This is a genomic window from Massilia sp. BHUDP2 (assembly GCF_046236355.1).
Lineage (GTDB): Bacteria > Pseudomonadota > Gammaproteobacteria > Burkholderiales > Burkholderiaceae_D > Telluria > Telluria varians.
In genome coordinates this window covers 770,134-791,108 of the sequence record NZ_JBJUVW010000003.1, presented here as the reverse complement: position 1 = coordinate 791,108, position 20,975 = coordinate 770,134, and the positions used below count along the sequence as shown (strand labels likewise).

Annotated in this window: 19 protein-coding genes; 14 read left to right on the top strand and 5 right to left on the bottom strand. The window is 61.7% G+C overall.

The features are described from left to right. Positions 1 to 33 precede the first annotated feature (33 nt). From ACK6C6_RS20320 to ACK6C6_RS20310, 3 genes are read left to right on the top strand one after another with little or no spacing between them, the layout of a single operon-like run. On the top strand, positions 34 to 1,134 hold the full coding sequence (locus ACK6C6_RS20320) for a hypothetical protein (protein WP_409268978.1): 1,101 nt from the start codon (positions 34 to 36) through the stop codon (positions 1,132 to 1,134). Between the two features lie 48 nt (positions 1,135 to 1,182). Next, entirely contained in the window at positions 1,183 to 1,446 is a 264-nt protein-coding gene (locus tag ACK6C6_RS20315) for a PAAR domain-containing protein (RefSeq protein ID WP_409268977.1), read from the top strand. Positions 1,447 to 1,455: 9 nt separating this feature from the next. Continuing rightward, positions 1,456 to 2,856 carry a hypothetical protein gene (locus ACK6C6_RS20310; RefSeq protein ID WP_409268976.1) on the top strand — a complete coding sequence of 467 codons (1,401 nt, stop codon included), beginning with the start codon at positions 1,456 to 1,458 and terminating at the stop codon, positions 2,854 to 2,856. A gap of 17 nt (positions 2,857 to 2,873) precedes the next feature. On the opposite strand, the gene ACK6C6_RS20305 is transcribed toward ACK6C6_RS20310, so the two are convergent. Next, complete coding sequence (locus tag ACK6C6_RS20305; RefSeq protein WP_409268974.1) at positions 2,874 to 4,181, bottom strand: hypothetical protein; 1,308 nt, start codon at positions 4,179 to 4,181, stop codon at positions 2,874 to 2,876. 4 nt (positions 4,182 to 4,185) lie between these two features. Continuing rightward, positions 4,186 to 5,277, bottom strand: a complete 1,092-nt coding sequence (locus tag ACK6C6_RS20300) for an NAD/NADP-dependent octopine/nopaline dehydrogenase family protein (RefSeq protein WP_027864674.1) — start codon at positions 5,275 to 5,277, stop codon at positions 4,186 to 4,188. Between the two features lie 587 nt (positions 5,278 to 5,864). Here ACK6C6_RS20300 and ACK6C6_RS20295 point away from each other — a divergent pair. Both ACK6C6_RS20295 and ACK6C6_RS20290 read left to right on the top strand, forming a co-directional pair. Next, on the top strand, positions 5,865 to 6,257 hold the full coding sequence (locus ACK6C6_RS20295) for an HIT family protein (protein ID WP_409268972.1): 393 nt from the start codon (positions 5,865 to 5,867) through the stop codon (positions 6,255 to 6,257). Further along, positions 6,258 to 7,337 carry an HNH endonuclease gene (locus ACK6C6_RS20290; protein ID WP_409268971.1) on the top strand — a complete coding sequence of 360 codons (1,080 nt, stop codon included), beginning with the start codon at positions 6,258 to 6,260 and terminating at the stop codon, positions 7,335 to 7,337. It abuts the gene before it with no gap. Positions 7,338 to 7,418: 81 nt separating this feature from the next. Here the strand turns inward: ACK6C6_RS20290 and glmS are convergent, their stop codons facing one another. Further along, entirely contained in the window at positions 7,419 to 9,248 is a 1,830-nt protein-coding gene (gene glmS, locus ACK6C6_RS20285; RefSeq protein ID WP_036216858.1) for a glutamine--fructose-6-phosphate transaminase (isomerizing), read from the bottom strand. A 162-nt stretch (positions 9,249 to 9,410) separates the two neighbouring features. Here glmS and ACK6C6_RS20280 point away from each other — a divergent pair, with 162 nt between their 5' ends. Further along, on the top strand, positions 9,411 to 9,881 hold the full coding sequence (locus ACK6C6_RS20280; protein WP_027864671.1) for an Lrp/AsnC family transcriptional regulator: 471 nt from the start codon (positions 9,411 to 9,413) through the stop codon (positions 9,879 to 9,881). A 112-nt stretch (positions 9,882 to 9,993) separates the two neighbouring features. Here ACK6C6_RS20280 and glmU read toward each other — a convergent pair whose 3' ends face one another. Further along, positions 9,994 to 11,370 (bottom strand): bifunctional UDP-N-acetylglucosamine diphosphorylase/glucosamine-1-phosphate N-acetyltransferase GlmU, encoded by a 1,377-nt coding sequence (gene glmU / locus ACK6C6_RS20275; RefSeq protein WP_409268969.1) that lies wholly within the window; start codon positions 11,368 to 11,370, stop codon positions 9,994 to 9,996. A 26-nt stretch (positions 11,371 to 11,396) separates the two neighbouring features. Between glmU and ACK6C6_RS20270 the strand changes: the two genes are divergently transcribed. The 7 genes from ACK6C6_RS20270 to ACK6C6_RS20240 all read left to right on the top strand — a co-directional run bounded on the left by ACK6C6_RS20270 (position 11,397) and on the right by ACK6C6_RS20240 (position 16,441). Continuing rightward, on the top strand, positions 11,397 to 12,290 hold the full coding sequence (locus ACK6C6_RS20270; protein ID WP_409268968.1) for a DUF6279 family lipoprotein: 894 nt from the start codon (positions 11,397 to 11,399) through the stop codon (positions 12,288 to 12,290). 48 nt (positions 12,291 to 12,338) lie between these two features. Continuing rightward, on the top strand, positions 12,339 to 12,983 hold the full coding sequence (gene rsmD / locus ACK6C6_RS20265; RefSeq protein ID WP_209589382.1) for a 16S rRNA (guanine(966)-N(2))-methyltransferase RsmD: 645 nt from the start codon (positions 12,339 to 12,341) through the stop codon (positions 12,981 to 12,983). 219 nt (positions 12,984 to 13,202) lie between these two features. After that, a complete protein-coding gene (gene coaD, locus ACK6C6_RS20260; protein WP_036216852.1) occupies positions 13,203 to 13,703 on the top strand; it encodes a pantetheine-phosphate adenylyltransferase in 501 nt (166 codons plus the stop codon). A 36-nt stretch (positions 13,704 to 13,739) separates the two neighbouring features. Beyond that, the gene (locus ACK6C6_RS20255; RefSeq protein WP_209589383.1) at positions 13,740 to 14,000 is read left to right on the top strand and encodes a YfhL family 4Fe-4S dicluster ferredoxin; all 261 of its coding nucleotides are present in this window, start codon (positions 13,740 to 13,742) and stop codon (positions 13,998 to 14,000) included. A 96-nt stretch (positions 14,001 to 14,096) separates the two neighbouring features. Next, on the top strand, positions 14,097 to 14,648 hold the full coding sequence (locus ACK6C6_RS20250) for a DUF1003 domain-containing protein (protein ID WP_209589384.1): 552 nt from the start codon (positions 14,097 to 14,099) through the stop codon (positions 14,646 to 14,648). A 356-nt stretch (positions 14,649 to 15,004) separates the two neighbouring features. Next, positions 15,005 to 15,337 (top strand): hypothetical protein, encoded by a 333-nt coding sequence (locus ACK6C6_RS20245; protein WP_409268966.1) that lies wholly within the window; start codon positions 15,005 to 15,007, stop codon positions 15,335 to 15,337. 147 nt (positions 15,338 to 15,484) lie between these two features. Continuing rightward, complete coding sequence (locus ACK6C6_RS20240) at positions 15,485 to 16,441, top strand: LysR family transcriptional regulator (RefSeq protein WP_409268964.1); 957 nt, start codon at positions 15,485 to 15,487, stop codon at positions 16,439 to 16,441. A gap of 129 nt (positions 16,442 to 16,570) precedes the next feature. On the opposite strand, the gene ACK6C6_RS20235 is transcribed toward ACK6C6_RS20240, so the two are convergent. Beyond that, positions 16,571 to 17,026 (bottom strand): Lrp/AsnC ligand binding domain-containing protein, encoded by a 456-nt coding sequence (locus ACK6C6_RS20235; RefSeq protein WP_005664065.1) that lies wholly within the window; start codon positions 17,024 to 17,026, stop codon positions 16,571 to 16,573. Between the two features lie 215 nt (positions 17,027 to 17,241). Here ACK6C6_RS20235 and putA point away from each other — a divergent pair, with 215 nt between their 5' ends. After that, positions 17,242 to 20,886 (top strand): trifunctional transcriptional regulator/proline dehydrogenase/L-glutamate gamma-semialdehyde dehydrogenase, encoded by a 3,645-nt coding sequence (gene putA, locus ACK6C6_RS20230; protein WP_409268962.1) that lies wholly within the window; start codon positions 17,242 to 17,244, stop codon positions 20,884 to 20,886. Positions 20,887 to 20,975 lie beyond the last annotated feature (89 nt).

Genomic DNA, 20,975 nt, shown 5'->3' with positions numbered 1-20,975 from the left:
CTTATGTTCTCGAAATTGAGAGGGGAATACAATATGACATCGAAAAAAACCTTGACCACGTGGCAAAAGAAGCAAGCAGCGCTGCTCTACTTTTTTGCATCTGACGAGTACTTGAAGGGCCTTCATGAGCGCGTTCGTGAACTTCAGATCTTTGTCGACGGATTATTAGACAAGAGCCGAGACGAAGGCAGGGATCGTTTCCTGAAGAGTTCACAGTGGGGTGATCGCGACACAAGTGAGAATTGGTCCAATCACGCCTGGTCTTTTTTAGCCGACTTTGGAATGTCAGTTGCGAGACACATGGCAGATCGCGCTTCAGAAATTTATCATGTAACTGGAGCTTATCAATGTGGTCGAGGAATGGCAGAGTTTTCAATGCAGTGGGCTTTGCCTGCCGAGGAAGAACAATTTGATGCGATGTTTGCATCTGTTACGCGATACGCTGGATACATTGATGACACAATGGAAAAAGGCCAAATCGACAGCAGGTGGGACGATTTCTGTTTTGCTTTAGCATGGCAAGAACATGCATCAAATTTTTCCCATTTGCCCAAATTTATAATTCGCGAAGACATTAGCTGTAAAACAGGGGATATTCCTCCTAAAACTGGCGTATATATATCTGCTGACTATCCTCATGGTGCCTTACAATTTGCGTGGAATGGCGACAAGTATGGTGAACTCCTAGAGTGTTCTATTTTTAACGAACTAGGTCAAAAAGCTCTAGCTGCCGTTGGTAGATCTAAATTATGGCTTGATGAAGAAGCAATGCTTGAGTTTGTTCAGGAAAACGCGGACGCCCCAGAATTGAAAGAAGATCCGTTTTATTCTGAATCTTTTACTCCGGATCTTGCACCGAGTCTGATCGCAAATAATGCTTTCACATCTGCGCCTTCAAGGTGGTTTTACGTAGAACTTCTGAAAGGGGAATTTGAGAAAATTGGTACCGAGGACGAGCAGGTAGAACTTAAAGTACGAGCTGTTGAAGCAGGAAAGCACTGCGAGTTGAGTGGCTTTTATTTCAGCCCAGCATCTTTAGGCTCACGTCGATTTTTTAGCCAGGGAGATATCTTTCCGAAAATGGATTCAGCCTACGGGAATACGATATGGCAGAGGGATGAGAAACAGGACTAGGTATTGGCAGGAACATTTTAAGTAGCCAAGCTTTCTTAAGGAGGAACTATGGCAGGTCCACTGATCAAGCTCGGTGACAAAACGTCGCATGGAGGAGTAGTGGTCGAAGCATCCCCGCATAGCGATACCGGTGGCGTCGGTATCGCTCGGATGGGCGACAAGACTAGCTGTCCCAAGCACGGATCCAACCCGATCATCAGCGGCGACTCAACCCTGATCATCGACGGCAAACCCGCAGCCCGTCACGGAGACAAAACAGCCTGCGGCGCCACCCTGATCGCCGGCCAACAAGCAACGATCGACAACATCTGAGCGACGAACATGACAACAACTACAACAACACCGGCACGCTTGACTGCCGAGTGGTTCAAACTAGGCGCCATCGTTATCACCACCTTTATCGTCTGCTGGGCAATCGCGCTCTGGTATTGGCATCAGACGGATCAGAATCCTGGAACTGGCGAACTGACACTGGCCCTGCTCGTTTTCCCCTTGGGCGTCCTGTTCGCCTTATGGGGTAGCCAGAAAGCCATCGTGGCCCGTGCCGCATCCATTCCTGCCAGCACCGCCAAGCCGGCTTCTGCCACATCGCGAGCCGATGCGGTACCTGGCACACCTGTGCTGGCAATCGTCGCCACGGCACTGCGCTCCCCACACGGCAGCTCTGCTGAAGAACTCGCCTGCGCCATCGCCGACAACGAAGCGCGCGCCGACCTGGACAAGGAACTGGTCGACGACAACGGGTTCCCCGTCATGACCGCACGCAGCGACGATGCGCACGACGAAGCGCTGCAGGACGAGATCGCCGACTGGCTGTCCAGCCAGGAACTGCAGATCCATCTCTCTGAAGAACAATGGCGTGCGCTCACCATGGCCAGCGGCGTCGCAGCCGAACTCGCCAGCATCGCCGCCAGCGACCTGTTGCCCTACGAGGAAAGTCCGCCAACGCTCCAGCTCAGGCTGATGCTCCCCAGGGACTGGCCCATCGACATCCGGCGCGCGGCGACGACGTGGCTCAAGCATACGGTGAGCCAATACGGCTGGCCGGAAGCCAGCATCGTCATCCCGGACATCCCTGAACAGGAGCACGTCTCACCGACAACCATCATCACGCAGCTCATGCCGGGCACCTCATCGAGCAAGGCCCCAACGCTAGCCCTCGTCATCGCCTGCGCTTCGCTGATCGGACAGGAAAGCATCGACCGCCTGGCTGCGCAGTCGTCCCTGTTCACCTCCTCGCAAGCCCGTGGCCAGATTCCGGGCGAAGGTGCTGCTGGCTTGCTGTTGACCGACCTGGAACTGGCCCATGCCTGCGGCGCCGAGTTCACATTGCTCGACCCAGTCAGCGAGCGCCGCCGCGACACCTCGGCCGACGACACCAAACGCGTCGATGCAAGCCTGCTGCTGGAGCTGGTCGAGCAGGCAAGCAAGGCGGCGGCTGTGGATATCTCCCAGATCACGATGGTCGTGGCCGATACTGCGCACCGTCCCAACCGCGTCCTCGAGCTGATGGGCCTGAGCGCGCTGGCGATCCCGCAAGTCGATGCCGCGGACGACATCATTCGCGTTGGTCTGGGCAGTGGAAGCTGCGGGGCCGTGCCCTTCGTGACGGTACTGGCACTGGCACGGTACTATGCGCTGGAGCGCAGCGCGCCGATCCTCTGCATCGGCAACGAGGATCCTTACCTGCGCAGTGCGGCCCTGGTGCGTCCCCCGGCCTAAGCCGCCGGGGTCGCGCATCAGGTCGTGAGCGAATTCACCACCAGCTTGCGCTTGCCGTTCGGCGCCAGCGGAATATCGCTTTCTTCCTGCAGCGAGATATCGAAGAAGCCACCCCAGCGGCGCTGCTGGGCGTCCAGCACGAAGGCGCGCTGTTCGTCGTTCAGGCTGCCATGGCGCGGCACCACCGCCAGCGTGATCTCGCCCGCCTTCTTCTGCCGCACCTGGTACAAACGCACGAAGTCCCAGGTGACTTCGTCGATGACAATCGACAGCCCGGGAATGCGCTTGCCCGACCGGTCGACCAGGTATTCGTGGCCGCGGCCGTCGATGCCCGGGCAGCGGCCGTCCGCATCGATCAGGCCGTAATCATTGGTCCGGTAGCGGATCAGCGGCATGACGTCGTTCCACAGCGAGGTCCCGACGATCTCGGGACGATCGCCGTCCATGCGGTTCTCGTTCCAGCCATACAGCGGCTGGAACTGGTAATCCGAGGTGCCGCGATCATCCACCTGCAGGAAGGCCAAGTTGGTTCGTTCGGACAACCCGTAGTTCAGCGACACCGGTGCACGGAACAGCCGACGAATCGACGCGAGCTGCGCCGGCGTCGCCGGTTCGGAAGCCAGCAGCACCGCCTTCACCTGCACATCGAGTTCGCGGGAGTCGACCAGTTCGGCCAGCGCCGTCACCGAACTCGGATAACCGTGCACGTATTCGGGCCGGAAGTGCCTGATGGCCTCCACGATGGCGGCCTTGTGCTGTTCATGCACGTGGTAGGGCGACAGCATCAGGCGGTTGCCGACCACGCGCGCCGGTTCTTCGTGCGCCAGGCGGCGCGCATCGGCGCCGATGCGCAGGATGCGCGACTTGTCGAAGGAAAAGCCGAGCTTGCCCCATTCATGGGTAAAGAAGGCTTTCTCAATGTCGGCCAGGCGCTTGGTGCGCCACAGGCCGATGCCCTGTCCGGACGAACCGCCGCTGGTCGCATACATCAGCTTTTGCGGATCGAGCCGGCGGTCGAGGAATTCGCGCTGCTGCGCCATCACCTCTTCCTTGGCCAGGAAGGGGAATGCCGCCAGCACGTCCTGCACCGGTTCGTTCTTCGCCTCCTCGATGCTCAGTTTGACGGTGCGCTGGTAATAAGGCACGTGCTCGAGGGCGTGGACGAGGATCTTGCGCAGGCGCTGCCGGGCCAGATCGGCGATGCTGGCCTGGTCCCGGGACAGCATGTCGAGCACGCTGAAGAAGTCCGGGTGGTACAGCACGCGGCTCGGAATGTAGCGGCGCCAAGCGTAGTAGGGTTTGGCGAGCAGGTCGTGGATGCTCATGGCCTCACCCGTTGAGTACGCGCTTGAATTCTTCCGGCGACTTGTCGCCCAGCCCCAGCTTGTCCAGGGTCCGCGCCTCGGCGGCGAAGTCGCGGTCCAGCAGGCCGCTGGCGATGACGGTCAGGGCGTCGGCGGTCGGCGTCGGCACCTTCATCAGGCGGCCGATCGAGGACAGCAGCGCCAGGCCCATCGGCACGTCTTCGGTGATGAAACGCGTCTGCAGGGTGGCCGGGCCCTTCGGCCCGCCTTCGCGCGCATAGCGGCGGAACACGGAGATCGAGGGCTGCGACAGGTCTTCTTCGTTACGGAACTTGCACTCGTCAAAATAGGGCGAGGGCTTGCCGCCGGTGGCCGCGATGACCGCGTTCTTCTCGGCGTCGAGCTTGTACAGCAGGTTCAGCACCGAGGGCGTGAACGCCTCGCGGTACATCCAGAATTCGCCTTCCGAATGCTCGATGCGGCTGGCAGACAGCAGGGTGCCGATGGTGTGCACGATCAGGTTCGGATTATGCATTGCGGACTCGACCACATTGGTGCGGGTCGCGACATAGGTCGGGAACAGGCGGGCGGCTCGTTCGAGTCCTTCGGCGGCGCGTTCGCGCGGCAGGAAGGCCAGGGCATTGCGCGTGTTGCGGAACAGGACGTTGACGACGCCCGGCTCGACGATGCGCGCGTCGTAGGGCAGGCTTTCGCCTTCCGCCAGCAGGAAGCCTTCCTTCTGCTGGTAGGGCAGGAAGTAGCAGGATCCCATGTAGCCCGGCGCCAGCAGCACCAGCTGGTGCGCCTTCAGGTAGGGGCCGATCAGCTCGGCGATCTCGGCATGGCATTGGGTCTGGGTGGTGATGATGATCGCGTCCGGCGTCTCGGCAAATGCTTCGCCGACATCGCGCGTAGCCAGGGCAATCGACGCCGTGCTGGTTTCGCCGCCTTTGGGATTGCTGATGAGCTTGATCGTGCGGGTCTCGCGCACGGTATCGAAATTCTGGTCGTGCAGCGAGTGCGAGGTTTTCAGCAAGGCGACCCGGTGCCCGTCCTGTGCGAGGATCGCGCCGAGCGCGCATCCCGCATTGCCTGCACCTACCATTAACACATTCATGCGTCCTCCATTCGACCGGCCGGACGGCACGACGCGGCGAGCGTCAGTGCCGGGTTCCGCCAGAGGCGGCGGCCCGGTCATCGGGTTCATCAAGGCGGCAACCGTATGGAACGTCGCGCAAACGCTTCCGAAGAGAAGTCACAATGCCTCTCTGCGTCACCGCACGAATTGAAAATTATCAAATGAGCACCAGTTCCGGACGCTCATCGATGAAATTACGATAAGTTTGTTCAATTGGGAAGTCAACCGAATTCCCGCTTGCGTGCGCCTGCAAGAAGCGTACAGATAAACCAAAAAAGAACACATTTTGCAGACTATTAACAATCTTTAGTGCAACTTTCTGGGCGAGGGTCTGGCCGTTGTTTCACTCTGCAGTCAGGATGGGGACAGGCAGATGAGGAGTAACGCAGGGCATTCTTCGTCCGCTCACGCGTATCTTCGTGAAGCACGGTGGCAGGACTGAAGAAGCAGAACCATACACATCTTGTTACAATTTTGCTCATGGTTTGGCCGCGTCGACGATCATCTTGCTAACGAGAAAAATTGCGGGGTAGTATAGGAACACTTCCCTATGTCCCTGCACATCCATGTCCACTCTCACGTCTTGCGTTTTCTGCTCACTTCCTCAAGAGCGCATCATCGACAGCAACGCATTGGCGATGACGATCAGGGACGCTTATCCCATCTCGCCCGGGCACACATTAATCATTCCGAAGCGCCACGTGGCCTCGTTTTTCGAGATCACATCGGAAGAACGAAGCGCAATGCTGAGCCTCCTGGACAAGGCCGCATCGGGCTTGAAGGCCGAGCTCCATCCGGCGGGCTACAACATCGGCATCAACGATGGCGCTGCGGCCGGGCAGACGGTTCCGCATTTGCACATGCACCTGGTCCCGCGCTTTGCTGCCGACGTAGCGGACCCGCGTGGCGGAGTCAGATGGGTCATTCCGGAAAAAGCCGACTACTGGAGCAAGCCCTAAGTGCTGCCGCCGCCGTCAGCGCAGGAGCAGCTGGTTTTCCTCGACCATATCCAGCGCCTGTTCGAGGAAGGGGAATTCGTTGCTACCTACAAGTACGCCTTGCTGCATGCGATAACCGAACTGGCAATCGAATTCGGCACCGATAGCGGGGATACGCTCGATCTGTTTCATTCCCAGATCGCGGACAAGTTCCTGGAAGTGTATTGGCGACAAGTCATTCCCTATCGGGCAAACGACGAGGGCGGCGTACTCATCCAGAACAAAGGCAGGCAGGCCGCCGTCATCGTCCTGTTGCAGGACATCCGTGGCCGTCATGGGACCTTGCCCAAGGCGCGCGCTTCTCAAGAATGGCGGGTGGCAGTCAGGGAAACGGTCAGGCTATTGAAAGAGATGCCGCTCTGGCGGCTGCAGATCTTGCGGCGCCAGGAAAGCCGCTTTCTCTATATTCCGGGCGCCGGTCCCTTTATCAGGCTGTTGCCGGGCGTGATGTTCAACCTGCGGCGCTTTCACGGCCTGCTGCAACAGCTCATCCGTGCCGCCTGGACCAGCCATATTCGCAGCAACCCGAAGAACGCTGCCCTGCTTGGCGATCGCGACGACCTCGAAGAAGTCCTGTTCGGAACGGACCGGGCTTCGCTGGCACTGGTGAAACCGATCCTCAAGGACCTGCAAGGCGATACCTGCTTCTATTGCCAGCGACGACTTGGCGAGATGGGCGAGGTCGACCATTTCATTGCCTGGTCCCGATACCCGCGCGACCTCGGCCATAATTTTGTGCTGGCACACAGACGGTGCAACGGTGACAAGCGCGACCTCCTGGCCGCGACCGAGCACCTGGAGAGATGGCGAAACAGGAACGTCGTGCAGGGCGCCACCCTGAAAAGGGAGCTGGAGGGGCAATTCGTCTGCGATGAGCCGACCACGCTGCGTGTTGCGCAATGGTCGTATGAACACGGCTTTGCAGCGTCGTCGCAATCCTGGCAACGCACGGGATACGTGGTGCCGCTGGATGAAGGATATCGGCGGATTCTTCAGGAACGCTTCCCAACTCCCCCGGATCCGGCGGCAACGGCGGCTTGAGCGACGCCGTTGCTGGTGCGAAGTGGCTCATCACGAGCCACCGTTCGCCGGCGATGATGCCGGAAAAATAAGCGGCCTCGCTTACTCCACCGTCACCGACTTCGCCAGGTTACGCGGCTTGTCCACATCCGTGCCACGCGCCAGCGCGGTGTGGTAAGCCAGCAGCTGCAGCGCCGCCACGTGCAGGATCGGCGACAGGTCGCCATAGTGCTCCGGCAGGCGGATCACGTGCAGGCCGTCACCCGAGGTGATGCGCGAGTCGACGTCGGCGAACACGTACAGCTGGCCGCCGCGGGCGCGCACTTCCTGCATGTTCGACTTCAGCTTTTCCAGCAGCGCATCGTTCGGTGCGATCGTGACCACCGGCATTTCTTCGGTCACCAGCGCCAGCGGACCGTGCTTCAGCTCACCCGCCGGATAGGCTTCGGCGTGAATGTACGAGATTTCCTTGAGCTTCAGCGCGCCTTCCAAGGCGATCGGGTAGTGCATGCCACGGCCCAGGAACAGCGCGTTTTCCTTGCGCGCGAATTCTTCGGCCCAGGCCATGATCTGCGGCTCCAGCGCCAGCACCGAACCCAGCGCGACCGGCAGGTGGCGCATCATCTTGAGGTGTTCCGCTTCTTCCGCGTCGCTCAGGCGGCCGTTCACTTGCGCCAGGGTCAGCGTCAGGAGGAACAGCGCGGCCAGTTGGGTGGTGAAGGCCTTGGTCGAGGCCACGCCCACTTCGACGCCGGCGCGGGTGATGTAGGCCAGCTTGCACTCGCGCACCATGGCGCTGGTGGAGACGTTGCAGATGGTCAAGGTGTGCGGCATGCCGAGGCTGCGTGCGTGCTTCAGCGCGGCCAGGGTGTCGGCCGTCTCGCCGCTCTGCGAGATGGTCACGACCAGGGTCTGCGGGTGCGGGACGCTGTCGCGGTAGCGGTATTCGCTGGCGATCTCGACGTTGACCGGGACCTTGGCGATGCATTCGATCCAGTACTTCGCGGTCAGGCCGGCGTAGTAGCTGGTGCCGCAGGCCAGGATCAGCACGCGGTCGATTTCCTTGAACACGCCATAGGCGCCGTCGCCGAACAGTTCCGGCATGATGCCGGTGACGCCCTCGAGGGTGTCGCCGATGACGCGCGGCTGTTCGAAGATTTCCTTCTGCATGTAGTGGCGGTACGGGCCCAGCTCGGCTGCGCCGGTGTGGGCGTGCACGGTTTTCACTTCACGCTCGACTGGACGGCCGTCGACGTCGACGATCCAGTAGCGCGCCAGCTGCAGGTCGACCACGTCGCCTTCTTCGAGGTAGATGATCTGGTTGGTGGTGCCGGCCAGCGCCATCGCGTCCGAGGCCACGAAGTTCTCGTTCTCGCCCACGCCGACGATCAGCGGCGAGCCCTGGCGGGCGGCGACCACGCGGTGCGGCTCTTCGCGCGAGAACACGGCGATGGCATAGGCGCCGTGCAGGCGCTTGACGGCCTGCTGGACGGTGTCGAACAGGTCGCCGTTGTACATGTGGTCGACCAGGTGAGCGATGACTTCGGTGTCGGTCTGGCTGGTGAACTCGTAGCCCAGGCCCTTCAGTTCGCTGCGCAGCTCGTCGTGGTTTTCGATGATGCCGTTGTGGACAAGTGCGATGCGCGCATTGTCTTCGCTCGGCGAGAAGTGCGGGTGCGCATTGTGCGAAGCTGGCGCGCCGTGGGTGGCCCAGCGGGTGTGGGCGATGCCGGTGAAGCCGTCCAGATGGGCTTCGCGCACCTGGTCTTCGAGTTCGGCCACGCGCGAGGTGCTGCGCGCACGGGTCAGTTTGCCATCGAGGTGCACGGCCACGCCGCAGGAATCGTAGCCCCGGTATTCGAGACGCTTCAGGCCCTCGAGCAGGACTGGGGTGATATTACGCTTGGCGACAGCGCCGACGATACCGCACATGGTTGGACCTCATCTGAAAGATTTGCAATGAAACGAATCGTAGAACAACACTGTTGAAATAAGCTTTCAGAATTCCGCGTAATTTGATAGATTATTTCACGGTCCTTTAATGTCGAAATATTCTTTCATTTAACACAGATTTCTTTATTTTTATTTCATTCGATGTCAGATCAACCACTTCTTGATGAGCTAGATCGTCGCATTCTGAATACACTGCAGGCTGATGCATCGCATACGAATGCGGAGTTGGCGGAACTCGTACACGTCTCACCGCCGACTTGTTTGCGCCGGGTGAAACAGCTGACCGATAGTGGCGTCATCGAACGCCAGGTGGCGATCGTGGATCCGGCCAAGGTCGGCGCCCGCCTGAGCGCCATCGTCGAGATCACCCTCGACGTGCAGGCCGCCGAGCGCATGGACGAGTTCGAGGCCCTGGTGGCGCAGGACGCCGCGGTCCTGCAGTGCTACCGGGTCAGTCCGGGACCGGATTTCGTGTTGATCGTGCAGGTGGCGGACATGCCGGCCTACCACGCGCTGGCGCACCGCCTGTTCACGGCGCACGCCAACGTGCGCAACGTAAAAGCCTACTTTTCCACGCACCGCTCCAAGTTCGACACCCGGATCGCCGTGTAAGGCTTGTGGATAAGTTTGTGGATTGGCACCGGGAGAACCACAGGATAAGCATGTGATTAGCCTGTGTTTTTCCTGTGCCTTTCCTGTGATTAGCCTGTCGATACCCGGTGGATTACTTCTTCGTTTTCACCGGACGCGACCAGCCTTCGATCGTCATCTGCTTCGGCCGCGAGATGGTCAGCTTGCCCGCCGGCGCATCCTTGGTCAGCGTCGTGCCCGCTCCCAGGGTCGCGCCTTTGCCCACCGTGACCGGCGCCACCAGCTGGCTGTCGCTGCCGATGAAGGCGTCATCCTCGATCACGGTGCGGAACTTGTTGGCGCCGTCGTAGTTGCAGGTAATGGTGCCGGCGCCGATGTTGACGCGCGACCCCACCGTGGCATCGCCTACGTAGGCCAGATGGTTGGCCTTGCTGTGCGCGGCGACCTGGCTGTTCTTGATCTCGACGAAGTTACCCACATGGACGTCTTCGCCCAGTTCGGTGCCCGGGCGCAGGCGCGCGTAGGGACCGATCTGCGACTTGTCGCCGACCACCGCATCCTCGATGTGGCAGAAGGGCTTGATCTGGGCGCCGGCGCCGATCTTCGCATTCACCAGCACGCAGTGCGGGCCGACCGTCACGCCGTCCGCCAGTTCCACGCGGCCTTCGAACACGCAGCCGACGTCGATCACGACATCGCGGCCGCAGACCAGTTCGCCACGCACGTCGATGCGGGCCGGATCCATCAGGGTCACACCCTTTTCCAGCAGCGCATTGGCGATGTTCAGCTGGTGGCGGCGCTCGAGCTCGGCCAGTTGCACCTTGCTATTGACACCAGCCACTTCCCATTCGGCGGAAGGCTGGGCCGACACCACCGGGACACCATCGGCGACAGCCTGGGCCACGATATCGGTCAGGTAGTACTCGCCCTGGGCATTGTTGTTCGACAGCGCCGCCAGCCAGCGCTTGAGGTGGGCGGTCGGGATGCACATGATGCCGCTGTTGATTTCGCGGATCGCACGCTCGGCTTCGCTGGCATCCTTTTCTTCGACGATGCGCACGATGCTGCCGTTCTCGCGTACGATGCGGCCCAGGCCGAAGGGATTGGCCTGCTCGACCGTCAGGATGGCGAGCTTGTCCGTACCGGCGGCCTCGACCAGGCGGCCGAGCGACGCGCTCGTCGTCAGCGGCACGTCGCCGTACAGCACCAGGGTCGGCACGCTCTCGTCCAGCTCGGGCACGGCCTGCATCACCGCATGACCGGTGCCGAGCTGCGGCTGCTGCAGCGCCGTGTCGATCCGGGTGCCGGTCTGCTCGGCCAGCTTGCCCACCATCTCGGGCACCGCTGCGCCTCCATGCCCGTAAATGACGCATAATTTACTCGGCGATAAGCTGCTGGCCGTATCGATGACGTGCCGCAACAGCGGTTTCCCCGCCAGTGGATGCAAGACTTTCGGCAGCGCGGATTGCATGCGCTTTCCCATGCCGGCGGCGAGGATTACAACGTTCATAAAGCCGTCCTCAAATAATTGATAATATGAAAAATTTTATCACGCCGGATACCTTGTTCCGGCGCACCATGACCATCTGCCTGATCGCACTGTTCGCCTTCGTTACTGGCTGCAGCTCGGTGCGTTTCACCTATAACCAGGGCGATACCTTACTGTATTGGTGGCTGGATTCCTATGCCGATCTGGAAGGACAGCAGGCCGACATTGCCAAGCGCGACATCGACAAGCTGTTCCAGTGGCACCGCCAGACCCAGCTGCGCGACTATGCGGCGCTGCTCGGTACCATGCAGAAGGAACTTGCCGGCAACCCGACCCAGGCCGACCTGATCGGCATCTACAAGGAAATCCGTGTCCGCGGCGAACGGCTGGCGGCCCGCGCCGTGCCGGAAATGACCACTCTCGCACTGTCCATCAAACCGGAGCAGATCGCCGATATCGAGCGCAAATTCATTTCAAAAAACGCAGAGTATCGCAAGAAATTTATTGAGGGCAGCACCGAAAAACGCCAGCGTGCACGCTTCAAGAAGGCCATGAGCCAACTCGAACTGTGGTTTGGCGGTTTCAGCAGCGAGCAGGAAGCCATCCTGCGCAAGGCGTCCGACGCCCGCCCGCTCGACAGCGACATCTGGCTGGAAGAACGCGTCTGGCGCCAGCGCCGCATTCTCTCCCTGCTGCGCAAGTTCCAGCAGGAAAAGCCAAACCGCGAGCAGGCCGCAGCCCAGATCACGGCGATGCAGCGCGAATTCTTCAACCGCACCGAGTCGCCCGAGCGCAAGGTCTTCTACGATAATTATCTCGACCAGACCACGAAGTTCATGCTCACCGCGATCCGGATCGCCACGCCGGCACAGAAGAAGCACGCACACGAGCGCATGCAGGGCTGGATCAATGACTTCCAGGCGCTGGCTTCCGGCAAGTAGCGCAGCCGAGAAGGCCGGGCAGGGCGGCAGGGTGCTATAGTGCCGCCCATGCAAAAGAAGTCCTCCAAACCCTCCAAACCAGCCCATGGGGCTCCCCGCCTGGCGCCGCGCCAGGTGCGCATCATCGGCGGCGCCTGGAAGCGCGCCCTGCTGCCGGTGCTCGATGCCGAAGGCCTGCGCCCGACCCCGGACCGGGTGCGCGAAACCGTCTTCAACTGGATCAACCACCAGCTCGGCGGCGACTGGGACAGCGCCAGCTTCCTCGATCTGTTTGCCGGCTCCGGCGCGCTCGGCTTCGAAGCGGCCAGCCGCGGCGCGGCCTCGGTCACGATGGTGGACAGCCATGGCGCGGCAACGCGCCAGCTGGAAGTTAACCGCGACAAGCTAAAGGCCGGCAACGTCAACGTGCTGCGCGCCGACGCGCTGGCGCTGGTGAAAGACCTGGCCGCACGTGGCCAGCGCTTCGACGTGATCTTCCTCGATCCGCCTTACCAGCTGGGCCTGCTCACCCAGATCCTGCCGCTGTGCCCGGCCATCCTGAACGAAGGCGGCCTGGTCTATGCGGAGACGGGCGAAGCCTTGCCGCTGGACGCCGAGCTGCCCGAATGGCTGGCCGGCTGGGATGCGATTCGCGCCGACAAGGCCGGCATGGTCTATTACTACCTGCTGAAATTGAACGGGGCCGCTACCTGACGCGCCCCGCGGTAACAAAACCTGCACAAAGATTGGGCAAAAGCCGCCCCAGGCTGGGGCGGCTGCCGGATTTTCAGGCATAATGCGCGTTCTAACAACGAGGGTGTGAAAAACCGGCACGGCAAGGCGCCGAGTCGAAGACAGTACGCTAGTACGGCGAGACGAGGCAACGCCGCCGTGGCGGAATTTTCATACCCTCTGATTCTCCAGGGAGCCGCAATGGTTGTAGCCGTATATCCAGGTACTTTCGATCCGCTCACGCGCGGGCACGAAGACTTAGTGCGCCGTGCATCGGGTTTGTTCGACCGCCTGGTAGTGGGTGTAGCCGACAGCAAGAACAAGAAACCCTTCTTCTCGCTCGACGAGCGCCTGGAAATCGCCAACGAAGTGCTCGGCCATTATCCGAACGTGCAGGTCGAAAGCTTCTCCGGCCTGCTCAAGGATTTCGTGCGCCAGCACGATGCGCGCGTGATCGTGCGCGGCCTGCGCGCGGTGTCCGACTTCGAATACGAGTTCCAGATGGCGGGCATGAACCGCTACCTGCTTCCCGATGTCGAAACCTTGTTTTTGACCCCTTCCGACCAATATCAGTTTATCTCGGGCACCATCGTGCGCGAGATCGCCATGTTGGGCGGCGACGTATCGAAATTCGTCTTCCCATCGGTGGACCGCTGGCTGCAGAAGAAGATTGCATCCATCAAGGCGGCGCCGGCGGCCTGACCCAGCAATAACCCGCAGCAAGGAACGAGCAAGACCATGGCACTGATGATTACCGACGATTGCATCAACTGCGACGTCTGCGAACCCGAATGCCCGAACGACGCCATCTCGATGGGCGCCGAGTTCTACCAGATCGACCCGCACAAGTGCACCGAGTGCGTCGGCCATTTCGACCAGCCGACCTGCGCGGAGCTGTGCCCGGTCGCCTGCATTCCCCTCAACCCCGAGTGGCGTGAAACGCGCGAGCAATTGCACGCGAAATATGAACGCCTGACTGCCGCCAAGGCAGAGGCCTGATCCCCGAGCCGGCTGTTCTGCCGGCTTTTTTTATTCCTGTATGTCCCCGGTAACGTGCGCACGCAAGGCGCGCGCCGCCGGTGCTATGCTGGTTTGATGGAGACGCCAGACCACAGCAAGGACGCCCTCCCTTCCGCCTTCCAGGAACACCTGGGCACGGTGGCGGAATTCTATGCGCGGCATAACCAGGACCTGTCTCCGGCACAACGGGCTGTGGAGAGAATCAGCTTCTTCCTCGGCAGCCCGGGCTATGTGGTCGGCAACCTGGTGTTCGTCGTGCTCTGGATCGCCTGGAACCTGACGGCGCCCGAGCTGGGCTTCGACCAGTGGGACGAGCCGCCATTCTTCTGGCTGCAGGGGCTCATTGCCCTGAATGCCTTCGTGATTTCCACCACCGTGCTGATTCGCCAGAATCGCATGTCCACCCTCGCCAGCCAACACTCCCACCTCGACCTGCAGGTCAACTTGCTGGCGGAAGAAAAGAACAGCAAGATCATCCGCATGCTGGAAGAACTGCGGCGCGACCTGCCCAACGTCCGCGACAAGTCCGATCCCGAGGCCGAAGAACTGTCCAGACCGACCGATACCGAAGCCGTCCTGTCCATCATCGAAGCGTCCTCCGAGCAGCTCAACTGCGAGCGGAAATAATTTACTGCGCAAGGCCCCTAAAACGCCCTAGGGCGGGGACATGGGTGCTTTCACATGCGTGACTACCAATACTCATCCATTTCATATGATAGAAGTTGAATTGTGTGGAACCTCATGCATTGCTCATCAATATGCTGACTTTATGCAGCTAATCTCTGCCAAGTGGCTCTTTTGCGACCGTGTCGATGCAGGGCTTCGCTTGATGCCGAGCTGGTGGATATCTTGCTTCTTCTCTCGATATTGTGAAGCTAACTTCTTCTATCTTGCACCTATCATTCAATCATGCAAAAATCTTCTTTCTTTCTATTGTTGACTCTTCGTGAACTTTGTTAAATCAAAGGTGCGAGAAAACCCTGGTGACGAAGAGTCACCAGGCGCGCTACGCCGTATGGTCGGCAACGGTGCAGGAATGGCCCGGAAAGCGGGAGAGGCGGGGAGGACGGACGAAAAAAAACGCGGCGTCCGTATCGGAGGCCGCGTTCAAACGGAGGAAAACAGGATCAGTGGCGCTTGGCCAGATGGGCTTTCGGCGGGCGCGGGCGCACGGTCAACACGGCGGCACGGCCGATACCGACGAGCAGCGGACGGAAAAACATGGCAACGCCACCCAGCAGCGCAAGGCCGCTGGCGGCGCGGAGGACCTGGCCGACGGGAACGGCGGCAACGGCGGTCTGGATGAGGGTCAGTGAGGCGGACATGATGTGGAAATTGTTCAGTTGCGCACAATATAGTGCGATGCAACATATAAATCTAATTCTGTTCACTGATGACGCTTATGCATTCTGTGAATACTTGAGGTACACTGGGAACACCTGTATTGCCATCAACCAGTTCCCATGAGCTTCCTGACGCTTGACCTGAACCTGCTGCGTGTCTTCGACGCAGTGATGACCGAGCAAAACCTCACCCGCGCCGCCGGGCACCTCGCCATGACCCAGCCGGCGGTCTCGAACGCGATCAAGCGGCTGCGCGAAAGCCTCGGGGACGAACTCCTGATCCGCACCGCCTACGGCGTCAAGCCGACGCCGCGTGCGGAAGCGCTGTGGCCGGCGGTACGCCAGGCCCTGGCCGCGCTGGAGGCGGCCGTGATGCCGGAAACCTTCGACGTGTCGAAGGCCCAGGCGACCTTCCGGATGGCGATGGCCGACGCGACCGCCGCCCTGTGGCTGCCCTCGCTGATGCGTTCGATCGAGCGCGAAGCGCCGGGCGTGAACATCCGCATGGTGCCGCTGACCACGCGCGAACCGCGGCCGATGCTGCTGCGCGGCGACATCGACCTGGCGGTGGGCTTCTTCCCGGGCGTGGCGGCCCAGCTGTCGTACGAGACGGGCTCGCCGATCCGCCATGAGCGCCTGTATTCGGGCGTCTACGTGTGCGTGATGCGCAAGGACCATCCGCTGGCCAAGGAAAAGCTGGACCTCGATACCTACTGCAAGGCCAACCACCTCCTGGTGAGTTTTTCAGGACGCGCGCACGGCCTGGTCGACGAGGCGCTGGCCCAGATCGGCCGCGAGCGCCGCATCCTGCTGACGGTGAACCAGTTCTTCACGGCGGGGCGGGTGGTGGCGAATTCGGACCTGATCACGGTGCTGCCGAAGCACCTGATGGTCTCGACCGGCATGACGGATGCGCTGGTCTGGCGCGAGCTGCCTTTCCAGCTGCCGGCCGTGCACCTGGACATGCTCTGGCACGAGCGCGACGGCCGCAGCCCGGCGCACCGCTGGCTGCGCAAGAACCTGGAAAACATGGCGGAGAGTGCGTCGCCGAAGACCGGCGCCCGCAAGGTCGTTTGATGGTTGTTCGTAGGGTGGGCGGCTCCGCCGCCCACGCGTTCAACCGGCGGCAAGATCATCGCATAGGGCGATTTATCCGCTGACTATCGCCGCGTGGGCGGGAAACCCGCCCACCCTACAACAGCACGCTCAGCGGATCGGCAGCTTGGTCGTGTTCTTGACCTCTTCCATCACCGCATACGTGTGCGTTTCGCGCACACCCTTCTGCAGCAAGGTCTTGCCCAGGAATTCCCGGTACGCCGCCATGTCCTTGACGCGCGCCTTGACCAGGTAGTCGAAGCCGCCCGCCACCATGTGGCATTCCAGCACTTCCGGAATCATCTGGACGCTCTGTTTGAATGCATCGAACACCTCCGGAGTGGTACGATCGAGTACCACTTCGATGAACACCAGCAGCGACACATCCAGCAGCTGCGGGTTGAGCTGGGCGGTGTAGCCCATGATGTAGCCGGACTCGTGCAGCTTGCGCACACGCTCCAGGCAGGCCGCGGGAGACAGGTTGACACGCGCCGCCAGCTCGACGTTGCTGATTCGCCCGTCGTTCTGGAGTTCCGCCAGAATTTTCTTACTGATCTTGTCGAGCATGGTCTCTCTCCAGCCATGTAAATATTATTCGGTCAGATTGTCGCACCAAAAACTATCTTTTGCTAGTCTGTCGTAAAAACAGAATTAATCCAGAAGATTTCCTTCTACAATCGAATCATTCCAAAGTATTGCGCAGTACGCCGGCCGCCATTCTCGCGGTGCGGCGTTTTTTGCTGCGCCGAGCCTACGTTTGATTCCTTTTTAGAAGACTCACCATGCACATTGACGCCGCCCTGGCCTCCGCTTTCGTTCCCTTCGATGCACTCCAACGCGAGGTCAAGCAGGACCAGACCCCGCTGCGCGAAGCCATCACCGCCGCCTACCGTCGCGATGAAACCGAGGCGGTGCAGTGGCTGCTGGCCCAGGGGGCAAGCGCCAATGCCGACGCCTACATGCTGGCGCACCGCCTGGTCTCGAGCGTGCGCGAGAAGCGCACCCGTTCCTCGGGCGTGGACGCGCTGATGCACGAGTTCTCGCTGTCGTCGGAAGAAGGCGTGGCGCTGATGTGCCTGGCCGAGGCCCTGCTGCGCATCCCGGACAGCGAAACCGCCGACCGCCTCATCGCCGACAAGATCAGCCGCGGCGACTGGAAGAAGCACCTGGGCGAATCGCCTTCGCTGTTCGTCAACGCGGCCACCTGGGGCCTGCTCATCACCGGCAAGCTGGTCTCGACCAATAGCGAAAAGAACCTGGGATCGGCCCTCACCCGCCTGATCGCCAAGGGCGGCGAACCCCTGATCCGCAAGGGCGTCGACATGGCCATGCGCATGCTGGGCAACCAGTTCGTCACCGGCCAGACCATCGAGGAAGCCCTCAAGAATAGCCGCGAGAACGAAACGCGCGGCTACCGCTATTCCTACGACATGCTGGGCGAAGCCGCACTCACCGAAGCGGACGCCAGGAACTACTACGCCTCCTACGAGAGCGCGATCCACGCGATCGGCAAGGCCTCGAACGGCCGCGGCATCAAGGACGGCCCGGGCATCTCGATCAAGCTGTCGGCCCTGCACCCGCGCTACAGCCGCGCGCAGTATGCGCGCGTGATGGGCGAGCTGCTGCCGCGCGTGCGCAGCCTGGTCCTGCTGGCCAAGCAGTACAACATCGGCATCAACATCGACGCGGAAGAAGCCGACCGCCTCGAGATCTCGCTCGACATGCTTGAGTCGCTCGCTTTCGACCCTGAACTGGCCGGCTTCGAGGGTATCGGCCTGGTGGTGCAGGCCTACCAGAAGCGCTGCCCCTTCGTGATCGACTTCGTGGTCGACCTGGCCAAGCGCAGCGGCCGCAAGTTCATGGTGCGCCTGGTGAAGGGCGCCTATTGGGACGCCGAGATCAAGCGCGCCCAGGTCGACGGCATGCCGGGCTATCCGGTCTATACCCGCAAGGTCTACACCGACGTCTCCTACCTGACCTGCGCGCGCAAGCTGCTGGCGGCGAGCGACATCATCTACCCGCAGTTCGCCACCCACAACGCGCATTCGCTGTCGGTGATCTACACCTGGGCCAAGGCCGACGGTGTCAAGAACTACGAATTCCAGTGCCTGCACGGCATGGGCGAGACCCTGTACGACCAGGTCGTCGGCTCGGACAAGCTGGACAAGGCCTGCCGCATCTATGCGCCGGTCGGCTCGCACGAAACCCTGCTGGCCTATCTGGTGCGCCGCCTGCTGGAAAACGGCGCCAACTCGTCCTTCGTGAACCAGATCGTGGACGAGAAGGTGGCCATCGACACCCTGCTGGCCGATCCGTTCGAGCAGGCGCGCGCCGCCGGCGGCAAGCCGCACCCGGCCATCGCCCTGCCGCTGCAGCTGTTCGGCGCCGAGCGCAAGAACTCGAGCGGCCTGGACCTGGTCAACGAACACATGCTGACCGCGACCGCCGAAGGCCTGGCCAAGCAGCGCCAGCACAACGCGATGCCGCTGATCGCCGGCCCGGTGGAAGCGAGTGAAACCGCCAGGGTCGTCAACCCGGCCATGTCGAGCGACGTCGTCGGCCAGGTGCAGGAAGCCACGCGCGCCGATGTCGACACCGCGCTGGCCGCGGCTGCCGCCTTCGCCGGCGAATGGGAAGCCACAGGTGTCGAGACCCGCGCCGCGATCCTCGAGCGTACTGCCGACCTGTTCGAACAGAACGGCACCGAACTGATGGCGCTGGCCGTGCGCGAAGCCGGTAAATCGCTGCCGAACGCGATCGCCGAACTGCGCGAAGCGGTCGATTTCCTGCGCTACTACGCGGTCGAGATCCGCGCAGCCAAAGCGGAAGGCGCACTGGGACCGGTGACCTGCATCAGCCCCTGGAACTTCCCGCTGGCGATCTTCACCGGCCAGGTGGCCGCCGCGCTGGCGGCCGGCAACGTGGTGCTGGCCAAGCCGGCCGAACAGACCCCGCTGATCGCTCACCGCGCGGTCGAGCTGTTCCTGGAAGCCGGCTGCCCGCGCGCCGCGCTGCAGCTGCTGCCGGGCCGCGGCGAAGTGGTCGGCGCCGCCCTGACCTCGGACTCGCGTGTGAAAGGCGTGATCTTCACCGGCTCCACCGAAGTGGCGCAGCTGATCAACCGTACCCTCGCCAAGCGCGCCGAACAGGAAGGCATCGACATCCCGCTGGTGGCCGAAACCGGCGGCCAGAACGCGCTGATCGTGGATTCCTCGGCGCTGCCGGAGCAGGTGGTGCAGGACGTGCTGTCCTCGGCCTTCGACTCGGCCGGCCAGCGCTGCTCGGCGCTGCGCGTGCTGTTCCTGCAGGAAGACATCGCCGACAAGACCGTCACCATGCTCAAGGGCGCGATGCTGGAACTGCGCGTCGGCTCGCCGGACCGCCTGGCCACCGACATCGGCCCGGTGATCGACAGCGAAGCCCAGCGCAACCTGCTGGCCCACATCGAACGCATGCGCGCCACCGCGCGCAGCCATTTCGCGCTCGCGCTGCCGGACAGCGTGAACAATGCCGGCACTTTCGTGCCCCCGACCGTGCTGGAAATCGGCTCGATGGCCGAACTCAAGCATGAAGTTTTCGGCCCGGTGCTGCACATCGTGCGCTACCGCCGTGCGGACCTAGGGAAGGTGGTCGACACCATCAACGCCACCGGCTACGGCCTGACCCTCGGCGTGCATTCGCGCATCGACGAGACCATCGACTTCATCGTCTCGCGCGCCCATGTCGGCAACATCTACGTGAACCGCAACATCGTCGGTGCGGTCGTGGGCGTGCAGCCCTTCGGCGGCGAAGGCAAATCGGGCACCGGCCCGAAGGCCGGCGGTCCGCTCTACCTGAAGCGCCTGCAGCGCCGGGCGGCGCCGCTCATGGAACACAGCCGTGTCTTCGATGCGGGCCTGGATGCCTTGCTCGGCTGGCTGCGCAACAACGGCCATGCGGATGTCGCAACGCTGGCGCAGGGCTACGGCCGCACTGCGCTCAACGGTGTCGAGATTGCCCTGCCGGGTCCGACCGGCGAGCGCAATACCCTGGCCTTCACGCCGCGCGGCACCGTGCTGTGCGCGCCGAAGACGGCGAGTGGCCTGCTCAACCAGCTGGCCGCCAGCCTCGCCAACGGTAACCGCGCGCTGGTGCTGGCCGCGCCGGATTTGATCCCGGCCAATCTGCCGGCCCTGGTCAAGGAGCGCGTGCGCTTCATCGGAGACGATGAAATCGACGCCAGCGAGTTCCAGATCGCGCTGCTGGAAGCCGGCCTGGCCGGTTCGCTGCGCAGCAAGCTGGCGGCGCGGCCCGGGGCCATCGTCGGCATTGTCGACACGGGCGCCAGCGAGCCGGTCGCCCTGTGGCGGCTGGTGGCGGAAAGGGCGGTGTGCGTCAACACCACCGCGGCTGGCGGCAACGCAAGCCTGATGACGCTGGGAGTGTAATCATCAAGGGAGCGCAAGCTCCCTTTTTTTTGCAGCAGGAGTAGCGTAGTAGCCGTAGCTTCACATTCTTATAAATCTTGGAGGTAGAC

What these genes read in the sequence shown, in the direction of transcription:
- ACK6C6_RS20320 (WP_409268978.1), top strand. Translation starts at nt 34, where the DNA reads ATGACATCGAAAAAAACCTTGACCACGTGGCAAAAGAAGCAAGCAGCG.
- ACK6C6_RS20315 (WP_409268977.1), top strand. Translation starts at nt 1,183, where the DNA reads ATGGCAGGTCCACTGATCAAGCTCGGTGACAAAACGTCGCATGGAGGA.
- ACK6C6_RS20310 (WP_409268976.1), top strand. Translation starts at nt 1,456, where the DNA reads ATGACAACAACTACAACAACACCGGCACGCTTGACTGCCGAGTGGTTC.
- ACK6C6_RS20305 (WP_409268974.1), bottom strand. Translation starts at nt 4,181, where the DNA reads ATGAGCATCCACGACCTGCTCGCCAAACCCTACTACGCTTGGCGCCGC.
- ACK6C6_RS20300 (WP_027864674.1), bottom strand. Translation starts at nt 5,277, where the DNA reads ATGAATGTGTTAATGGTAGGTGCAGGCAATGCGGGATGCGCGCTCGGC.
- ACK6C6_RS20295 (WP_409268972.1), top strand. Translation starts at nt 5,865, where the DNA reads ATGTCCACTCTCACGTCTTGCGTTTTCTGCTCACTTCCTCAAGAGCGC.
- glmS (WP_036216858.1), bottom strand. Translation starts at nt 9,248, where the DNA reads ATGTGCGGTATCGTCGGCGCTGTCGCCAAGCGTAATATCACCCCAGTC.
- ACK6C6_RS20280 (WP_027864671.1), top strand. Translation starts at nt 9,411, where the DNA reads ATGTCAGATCAACCACTTCTTGATGAGCTAGATCGTCGCATTCTGAAT.
- glmU (WP_409268969.1), bottom strand. Translation starts at nt 11,370, where the DNA reads ATGAACGTTGTAATCCTCGCCGCCGGCATGGGAAAGCGCATGCAATCC.
- ACK6C6_RS20270 (WP_409268968.1), top strand. Translation starts at nt 11,397, where the DNA reads ATGAAAAATTTTATCACGCCGGATACCTTGTTCCGGCGCACCATGACC.
- rsmD (WP_209589382.1), top strand. Translation starts at nt 12,339, where the DNA reads ATGCAAAAGAAGTCCTCCAAACCCTCCAAACCAGCCCATGGGGCTCCC.
- coaD (WP_036216852.1), top strand. Translation starts at nt 13,203, where the DNA reads ATGGTTGTAGCCGTATATCCAGGTACTTTCGATCCGCTCACGCGCGGG.
- ACK6C6_RS20255 (WP_209589383.1), top strand. Translation starts at nt 13,740, where the DNA reads ATGGCACTGATGATTACCGACGATTGCATCAACTGCGACGTCTGCGAA.
- ACK6C6_RS20250 (WP_209589384.1), top strand. Translation starts at nt 14,097, where the DNA reads ATGGAGACGCCAGACCACAGCAAGGACGCCCTCCCTTCCGCCTTCCAG.
- ACK6C6_RS20240 (WP_409268964.1), top strand. Translation starts at nt 15,485, where the DNA reads ATGAGCTTCCTGACGCTTGACCTGAACCTGCTGCGTGTCTTCGACGCA.
- ACK6C6_RS20235 (WP_005664065.1), bottom strand. Translation starts at nt 17,026, where the DNA reads ATGCTCGACAAGATCAGTAAGAAAATTCTGGCGGAACTCCAGAACGAC.
- putA (WP_409268962.1), top strand. Translation starts at nt 17,242, where the DNA reads ATGCACATTGACGCCGCCCTGGCCTCCGCTTTCGTTCCCTTCGATGCA.